At 72.4% G+C, this 6543-nt stretch carries 8 protein-coding genes; 6 read left to right on the forward strand and 2 right to left on the reverse strand.

Annotated elements, in window-relative coordinates; translation table 11 throughout:
* Nucleotides 1-50 precede the first annotated feature (50 nt).
* Nucleotides 51-593, reverse strand: coding sequence for a DapH/DapD/GlmU-related protein (locus JKV81_RS03945; protein WP_202074916.1), 543 nt, complete (start codon nucleotides 591-593; stop codon nucleotides 51-53).
* Nucleotides 594-646: 53 nt separating this feature from the next.
* Nucleotides 647-1606 carry a LysR family transcriptional regulator gene (locus tag JKV81_RS03950; RefSeq protein WP_129260656.1) on the reverse strand — a complete coding sequence of 320 codons (960 nt, stop codon included), beginning with the start codon at nucleotides 1604-1606 and terminating at the stop codon, nucleotides 647-649.
* 206 nt (nucleotides 1607-1812) lie between these two features.
* Here JKV81_RS03950 and JKV81_RS03955 point away from each other — a divergent pair, with 206 nt between their 5' ends.
* From JKV81_RS03955 to JKV81_RS03980, 6 genes are all read left to right on the forward strand, one after another.
* Nucleotides 1813-2925 carry an ABC transporter substrate-binding protein gene (locus JKV81_RS03955; protein ID WP_202074917.1) on the forward strand — a complete coding sequence of 371 codons (1113 nt, stop codon included), beginning with the start codon at nucleotides 1813-1815 and terminating at the stop codon, nucleotides 2923-2925.
* Nucleotides 2926-3043: 118 nt separating this feature from the next.
* Nucleotides 3044-3277, forward strand: a complete 234-nt coding sequence (locus tag JKV81_RS03960) for a hypothetical protein (protein WP_202074918.1) — start codon at nucleotides 3044-3046, stop codon at nucleotides 3275-3277.
* A gap of 341 nt (nucleotides 3278-3618) precedes the next feature.
* Nucleotides 3619-4110 (forward strand): lamin tail domain-containing protein, encoded by a 492-nt coding sequence (locus tag JKV81_RS03965; RefSeq protein ID WP_129260654.1) that lies wholly within the window; start codon nucleotides 3619-3621, stop codon nucleotides 4108-4110.
* A gap of 163 nt (nucleotides 4111-4273) precedes the next feature.
* Nucleotides 4274-4771: a peptidylprolyl isomerase gene (locus tag JKV81_RS03970; RefSeq protein WP_124278637.1), complete on the forward strand. Its 498-nt coding sequence runs from the start codon at nucleotides 4274-4276 to the stop codon at nucleotides 4769-4771.
* Nucleotides 4772-4947: 176 nt separating this feature from the next.
* The gene (locus JKV81_RS03975) at nucleotides 4948-5739 is read left to right on the forward strand and encodes an SDR family NAD(P)-dependent oxidoreductase (RefSeq protein WP_129266826.1); all 792 of its coding nucleotides are present in this window, start codon (nucleotides 4948-4950) and stop codon (nucleotides 5737-5739) included.
* Nucleotides 5740-5765: 26 nt separating this feature from the next.
* Nucleotides 5766-6470, forward strand: coding sequence for a ribonuclease H family protein (locus JKV81_RS03980; protein WP_129260653.1), 705 nt, complete (start codon nucleotides 5766-5768; stop codon nucleotides 6468-6470).
* Nucleotides 6471-6543: the final 73 nt, after the last annotated feature.

Genomic DNA, 6543 nt, shown 5'->3' on the forward strand with positions numbered 1-6543 from the left:
ACCCTGCGGGGACGGGACGCCTGAGCCGCACCCTGCGGGGGCGAGGCCCGTCACCACTGCCGGTTCACGGTCGCCTTGCCGCCGGTGACCAGCGTGGCCGGCGGTACGTCGTCGGCCACCACCGCACCGGCGGCCACCACGGCGTCACGGCCGATGCTGACGCCGGGAAGGATCGTGGCACCGGCGCCGATCCACACGTTCTTCGCCACGTCGATGGGACCGCCGCTCAGCCACTCCCGCCGCTCCCCGGGATCGACCGGGTGGCCGACGGTGATGAAGGTGACCTTCGGTCCCACCATCACGCGCTCGCCGAGCCGGATACCGGCGTAGTCGAGGAATGTGCAGTTCTGGTTGATGAACACCCGCTCCGCGAGGTCCAGCCGAAGACCGTGGTCCGTGTAGAACGGCGGGTAGAGCGTGACCTTCGACGGCAGCGGCCTGCCGAGGATCCGTTCCAGCAGCTCCGCCTTGCCCGCCTCGTCGTCGAAGGGCAGGACGTTCAGGCGGGAGGTGAGCTCGGTGACCCGCAGGACCCTCTCCGCCATGGCCTTGAACTCGGGGCTGTGGATGCGCATGAGGTGGTCGCTGGGCATGCCGCGATCCTTTCTGGTGAACCGGTGACCGGATGGGGCCCGCCGTGCCGTGGTCAGCGGCCGGGGGTGGCGCCGTCGGGGGGTGCAGGTACGGCCCAGGACGGGCGCCAGACCGCCCCGGGGAGCTTCGGCAGGCCGTCGAGGTGGGCGATGACCCCACGCAGCCCCGGATGGGGGTTCGTCCCGGGAACGAGGAGGGAGAGCGGGTACGCGAGGACCGGATCCACGACCGGGATGCGGCGCAGGCCGTGACCGGCCGGCCAGAGGTACCGGTCACGCGCCCCGACCAGGGTGGCCACGTCCGGGGAGCCCGCGAGGGTGTCCAGAAGGACCTCGTCCCCGAAGTGCGGGCCGGCCGCGTCGACCCGTAGGTCGAACTCGGCGGCGAGCTGATCGTAGAAGACCGACCATTCGCTGCGGGGCGCGATGCCCGGCACCCAGATCCGGTGCCCGCGCAGCTGTGCCGGCGTGAGCCTCGGTGCGGAGGCCAGGGGATGTCCCGGGCCGACGAGGAACTCCAGCGGGGAGTCGAACGCGTGGATCATCCGTACGCCCTGCGGCAGTGCGTCCGGCCCGGTGACCGTACGGAACGAGGCGTCGACCTCGCCCGCCGCGACGGCGGCGGCCGCCACACGCGGGTCGTCGACCCGGAGGGTCACCACGTCCAGGTCGGTTCCCGGGCGCGACCGCCAGTACGCGTGCAGCACGACGGACTGCGCGCTGCGCAGGCCGAGCACGTCGATCCGCAGGGCCCGCGTGCCCCGCCCGACCGCGCGGACCGCGCGCTCGACCCCCGCGACGACGCCGCGGGCGTGCGGGAGGAACGCCCGGCCGTCGAGCGACAGCTCGACTCCCCGGGCGGTGCGGGTGAACAGGCGGACCCCCAGCTCTCGCTCGAGGGCGGCGATCCGCTTGGAGACCGCCTGCTGCGTCACCCCCAGCTCATCGGCCGCATGGCTGAGCCGTCCGAGCTCGGCTGCCCGGACGAACGATCGCAGTGCTTCGGTGTCCACCGGGTCACCCTAGGCGTGCACAACCGGTGGTTGTGGCCCGCCGGGTGCCGGTTGTGGCCCCGGCCGACGCCCGGCACGTACGGGCACACGGCAGGTCACCTGGGGGCGGGGGCGCCGACGCCGTCCCGGACCGGCTCGGCCACACTGACGTCCACGCTGCGGTCCGGCGGACCGCGACCGATTCGTCACAGGGGAGACGTCGACGTATGAACACGCCACCATCGCCCACCGGAGCCGAGCGGACCGACGGACCGCCCGTCCTGATCGGCGTCCTCGCCCCGCTGACGCGGCCCGGCTGGGCCGAGGCCGGCCGGCACCTGCTCGCCGGATTCGAACTGGCCGCCGAAGAGGTCAACGCGGCCGGCGGCATCGCCGGCAGACCGCTCGAACTCGTGGTCCGGGACACCGCCGCCGATCCCCGCAGGGCCGCGGCGGCGGTGGACGAGCTGGCCGGTCTGGGCGTGGCCGCCCTGGCGGGGGAGTACCACAGCGTCGTCGCCCGTGCCGCCGCCGCCAGGGCCGACGCCCTCGGACTGCCGTTCCTCTGCTCGTCGGCGGTTCTCGACGCCCTCACGGAACAGCCCACGGAATGGGTCGCGCGCCTCGCCCCGACGCAGTCCCACGGCTGGCGGATCTACGCGGACTTCCTCCTCGGCGCGGGGCACAGCCGGATCGCCGTGGCGGCCGAGCCGAGCGTCTACTGGGCGTCCGGGGTCCGCGTACTGCGGGACCACCTCGCTCCACGCGGCGGCACCGTCGTCGAGCTGGACATGAGCGCGCCGGACCCCACGGCGGTGTGCGACGCACTCGCCCGGAGCGGCGCGAGCGCCGTCCTTCTCCTGACCGGCCACCCGGAGCCGGCGGTGCCGATCGTCGCGGCCGTCCGCCGGGACCCGCGCCTGGCCGGAATCACGATCGGCGCTCCGGCCGGGCAGCCGGAGTTCCCCGCGTGGGCGGCGTCCCTGGGCGAGGACGGTGCCGCGGTCCCGTTCCTGCGCTACCTGCCCGAACGTCTCGGCCCGCTCGGTACGCGGGTCGGGGCCGCCCTCCGTGAGCGCCTGGCCGAAGCACCCTCCTTCGTCGCCTTCGAGGGGTACGACACGGTCGCCGTGCTCGCCGACGTGCTCCGCTCCCACGGAGCGGACCGGGCAGCGGTCGCCCGGTCCTGGCCGGACGTCGCGGTCGAGGGCACCCGCGGGGAGATCCGCTTCTCCCGCACCCCCGGCACCGGCATCCGGCAATGGGTCTGGCCGCCGGTCCAGGTCGTCGACCGGGATCCGGCGGATCCCGGCCGCTTCCGGGTCCTGCACACCGGCTGAGAGGGCACGCCCGTAGGTACGTTCCCGGGCCGGGGCGAGCGGGAGTGAGTACGGGGGAGCGGAACGTCTGAGTACGTGGCCCGATCCCGGCCCGGGCCGGTGCCGGTGGAATGGGGCCATGGTCCCCGCCGCGCCGACGCGCCCCCGTATCCAGAGCCTGACCACCGCCGGCACCGCGCTGGCGGTGACCCTGCTCCCGCTGGCCGCCGGCGTGCTGCTGGCCAGGACGATGGCGCTCGATCCGATGGCACCGGTGAACGCGTTGGTCACCAGCGGCGGCCAGCGGGCCCGTCTCGCCCCCTCGCGATGGATGCTGAAGGCTCGAACGCGCGAGCTTCTTTCCCGCCGGTAATGGAACGATTGTCCAGGTAAGCGCTGTCGCTTCTGTTACACGGATCCGGCCGGTCCGTGCGGGGGTGCGCGGGGGAGCGGGACGGGGGTGAACGGGGCGCCACGACCAGGCGAACGGTCCCCCGAAAGGGTCGGTGCAACGATCAACGGTTGACAGGTATACGACCGCCCGGATCCATGCCGGGTGCAGTCGTGTGTGACAGAAATGTCCGTACTTCGTCACACGAACCAGGGCACCTTTCGGCCACCTCGAAAGCGGGACAAAGTTTGCGTTCCCGGCACGTCGCCGGGATCGGAAAACGCCCGGAACCCCATTCCGGGCCTGCATGATGAGGGGTTTCCATGTCCCGTTCCGCACGACGGATCACCGCCACGGTTCTCGCCTCGGGTGCGCTGCTCGCCGCAGCTACCCTTCCGGCATCGGCCGATGGCCGGGACCACGGCCAGAACCGGCCGGCACAGCGCTCCACCGTCGTACTGGGCAAGATCCAGTACGACAGCCCCGGCCGCGACAACGGCTCCAACCGCAGCCTGAACGCCGAGTGGGTCACCGTCACCAACACCGGCCGTCACGCCGTCAACCTCCGTGGCTGGACGCTCTCCGACGAGAGCGGCCGCTCGTACACCTTCGACCTGCGGCTGGCCGGCCGTTCCTCCGTCCGCGTCCACACCGGTGTCGGCCGTGACACCCGGCACGACGTGTACCAGGACCGGCGCAACTACGTCTGGGACAACAAGGACACCGCCACGCTCCGCGACAACCGCGGACGCAAGATCGACTCCGAGTCGTGGGGCCGGCACCACCACGGCGGCGGCCACCGCGGCCACCGCTGAACCGCACCGGCTGGGGGGAAGCGGCGTTCTCCCTGACCGGGTGACCGACTGAAACGGCGTACCACGGGTGACCCCCGTGGTACGCCGTACGCGTGCGGCGCGCACCCGCCGAGGGGCGGGGCCTGTGCATCGGGAGCCGGCGGGTGATGTCAGGATGGGGTTCATGACCATCAAGGCGTATTTCGACATCACCATCGACGACCAGCCCGCCGGGCGGATCGTGTTCAACCTCTTCGACGACGTGGCCCCCAAGACCGCTGAGAACTTCCGCGCGCTGGCCACCGGTGAGAAGGGCTTCGGTTACGCGGGCTCGCCGTTCCACCGCGTCATCCCGGACTTCATGCTCCAGGGCGGTGACTTCACCAACGGCAACGGCACCGGCGGCAAGAGCATCTACGGCGAGAAGTTCGCCGACGAGAACTTCACGCTGAAGCACAACAAGCCGGGCCTGCTCTCGATGGCCAACGCGGGCCCGAACACCAACGGTTCGCAGTTCTTCATCACCACCGTCGTCACCCCGTGGCTGGACGGCAAGCACGTCGTCTTCGGCGAGGTCGCCGACGAGGCGAGCATGGAGCTCGTCCGCAAGATCGAGTCGTACGGTTCCTCGACCGGCAAGACGAAGTCGAAGATCGCCGTCTCCGAGTCCGGCGTTCTCTGATCCACTCCGCGGGGCCCCCGGCCGGTTCGTCCGGCCGGGGGCCCCGAGCCGTGCCATGGCGTGATCCGGCCGGAGCGCGGTGGCGGAGTCCCCGTGCGGCGGGTGGGCGTTCCGGGCCGCGGAGTGCCAGGGTGGAGACCCCGCACACCGCGGGCAAGGGACGGAAGGACCGCAGGGTGCGTATCGATCTCGCCGGCAGGACCGCAGTCGTGACCGGCTCCTCGCAGGGCATCGGGCTCGCCGTCGCCACCGGGCTGGCCGGTGCCGGAGCGCGCGTCGTACTGACCGGGCGGGGCCAGGAGCGGCTCGACGGCGCGGCCGGCGAGCTGCGCGGCAGCCACCCGGACGCCGATGTCCTCACGGTCGCCTGCGACCTCACCACGGAGCAGGGGGCGGCCGAGCTCGGCGAGGCCGTGCCCGCCGCCGACATCCTCGTCAACAACCTCGGCATCTTCGGCTCCCGGCCGCCGCTGGAGATCACCGACGAGGAGTGGCGCACCTACTTCGACACCAACGTCCTCAGCGCGGTGCGCCTGATCCGCCGCTATCTGCCCGGCATGACCGAGCGCGGGTGGGGCCGGGTGCAGAACATCGCGAGCGACTCCGCGATCGTCATCCCCGCCGAGATGATCCACTACGGCATGTCGAAGACCGCCCTGCTCGCCGTCTCGCGCGGCTTCGCCAAGGAGGCTGCGGGCACCGGGGTGACCGTGAACTCCGTGATCGCCGGGCCCACGCACACCGGTGGTGTCGAGGACTTCGTCCGCGAGCTGGTGGGCGACCTCCCGTGGGACGAGGCCCAGCGCGAGTTCATGCGGCTGCACCGTCCGCAGTCCCTGATCCAGCGTCTGATCGAACCCGAGGAGATCGCGAACCTCGTCGTCTACCTCAGCTCCCCTCAGGCGTCCGCCACCACGGGCGCGGCCGTGCGGGTGGACGGCGGCTACGTCGACTCGATCGTGCCCTGACCTTCCGGGCTGGCATGATCAGGGGCATGGAACAGCGCATCATCGCCGCGTGTGACGGGGCATCGAAGGGCAATCCGGGACCTGCCGCCTGGGCGTGGGTCGTGGCCGATGACCAGGGGAACCCCCTGCGGTGGGAGGCGGGCCCGCTGGGCACCGCCACGAACAACGTCGCCGAGCTGACGGCCCTGCTGGAGCTGCTGAGGTCGACCGATCCCGCCGTGCCCGTCGAGGTGCGCATGGACTCGCAGTACGCGATGAACGCGGTGACCAAGTGGCTGCCGGGGTGGAAGCGCAACGGCTGGAAGACGTCGGCGGGCAAGCCGGTCGCCAACCGTGAGCTGGTGGTCGGAATCGACGAGCTGCTGAGCGGCCGGACGGTGACCTTCCGCTACGTGCCCGCGCACCAGGTGGACGGCGACCCGCTGAACGCTCTGGCCGACCAGGCCGCGAGTGAGGTGGCGGTCTCGCAGCAGGCCGCCGGGACCGCGTACGGCACGGCGGACATGCCGGTGCCTGCCCCCGCCCGCTCGACGAAGAGCCGGACGGCAGCCAAGGGCGGGTCCACGGGCGGCTCCACGGCCGGCTCGACGGGCCGGGCGCGCTCCGGTGGCACGATCCGCGCGAAATTCGCGGGCCGCTGCCACTGCGGGAAGCCGTACGCGGCCAAGGACATGATCGCCAAGAACCCGAACGGCTGGGGTCACCCCGAGTGCCGGGTGGCGTCGGCCTGAGGCGCGGTTGCGGGCGCGGCGACGGCCGAGGTGGGCCGGGCCGCGCCGGTGGCGGGCGCGGCGGAGGTCCTGC

Origin of the sequence: Streptomyces silvae (genome assembly GCF_016745505.1) — a bacterium.
Taxonomy (GTDB): Bacteria; Actinomycetota; Actinomycetes; order Streptomycetales; family Streptomycetaceae; genus Streptomyces; species Streptomyces silvae.

Bases quoted from the DNA above. Each gene is read 5' to 3' on its own strand.
- JKV81_RS03945 (WP_202074916.1), bottom strand. From the start codon at position 593: ATGCCCAGCGACCACCTCATGCGCATCCACAGCCCCGAGTTCAAGGCC.
- JKV81_RS03955 (WP_202074917.1), top strand. From the start codon at position 1,813: ATGAACACGCCACCATCGCCCACCGGAGCCGAGCGGACCGACGGACCG.
- JKV81_RS03960 (WP_202074918.1), top strand. From the start codon at position 3,044: ATGGTCCCCGCCGCGCCGACGCGCCCCCGTATCCAGAGCCTGACCACC.
- JKV81_RS03965 (WP_129260654.1), top strand. From the start codon at position 3,619: ATGTCCCGTTCCGCACGACGGATCACCGCCACGGTTCTCGCCTCGGGT.
- JKV81_RS03970 (WP_124278637.1), top strand. From the start codon at position 4,274: ATGACCATCAAGGCGTATTTCGACATCACCATCGACGACCAGCCCGCC.
- JKV81_RS03980 (WP_129260653.1), top strand. From the start codon at position 5,766: ATGGAACAGCGCATCATCGCCGCGTGTGACGGGGCATCGAAGGGCAAT.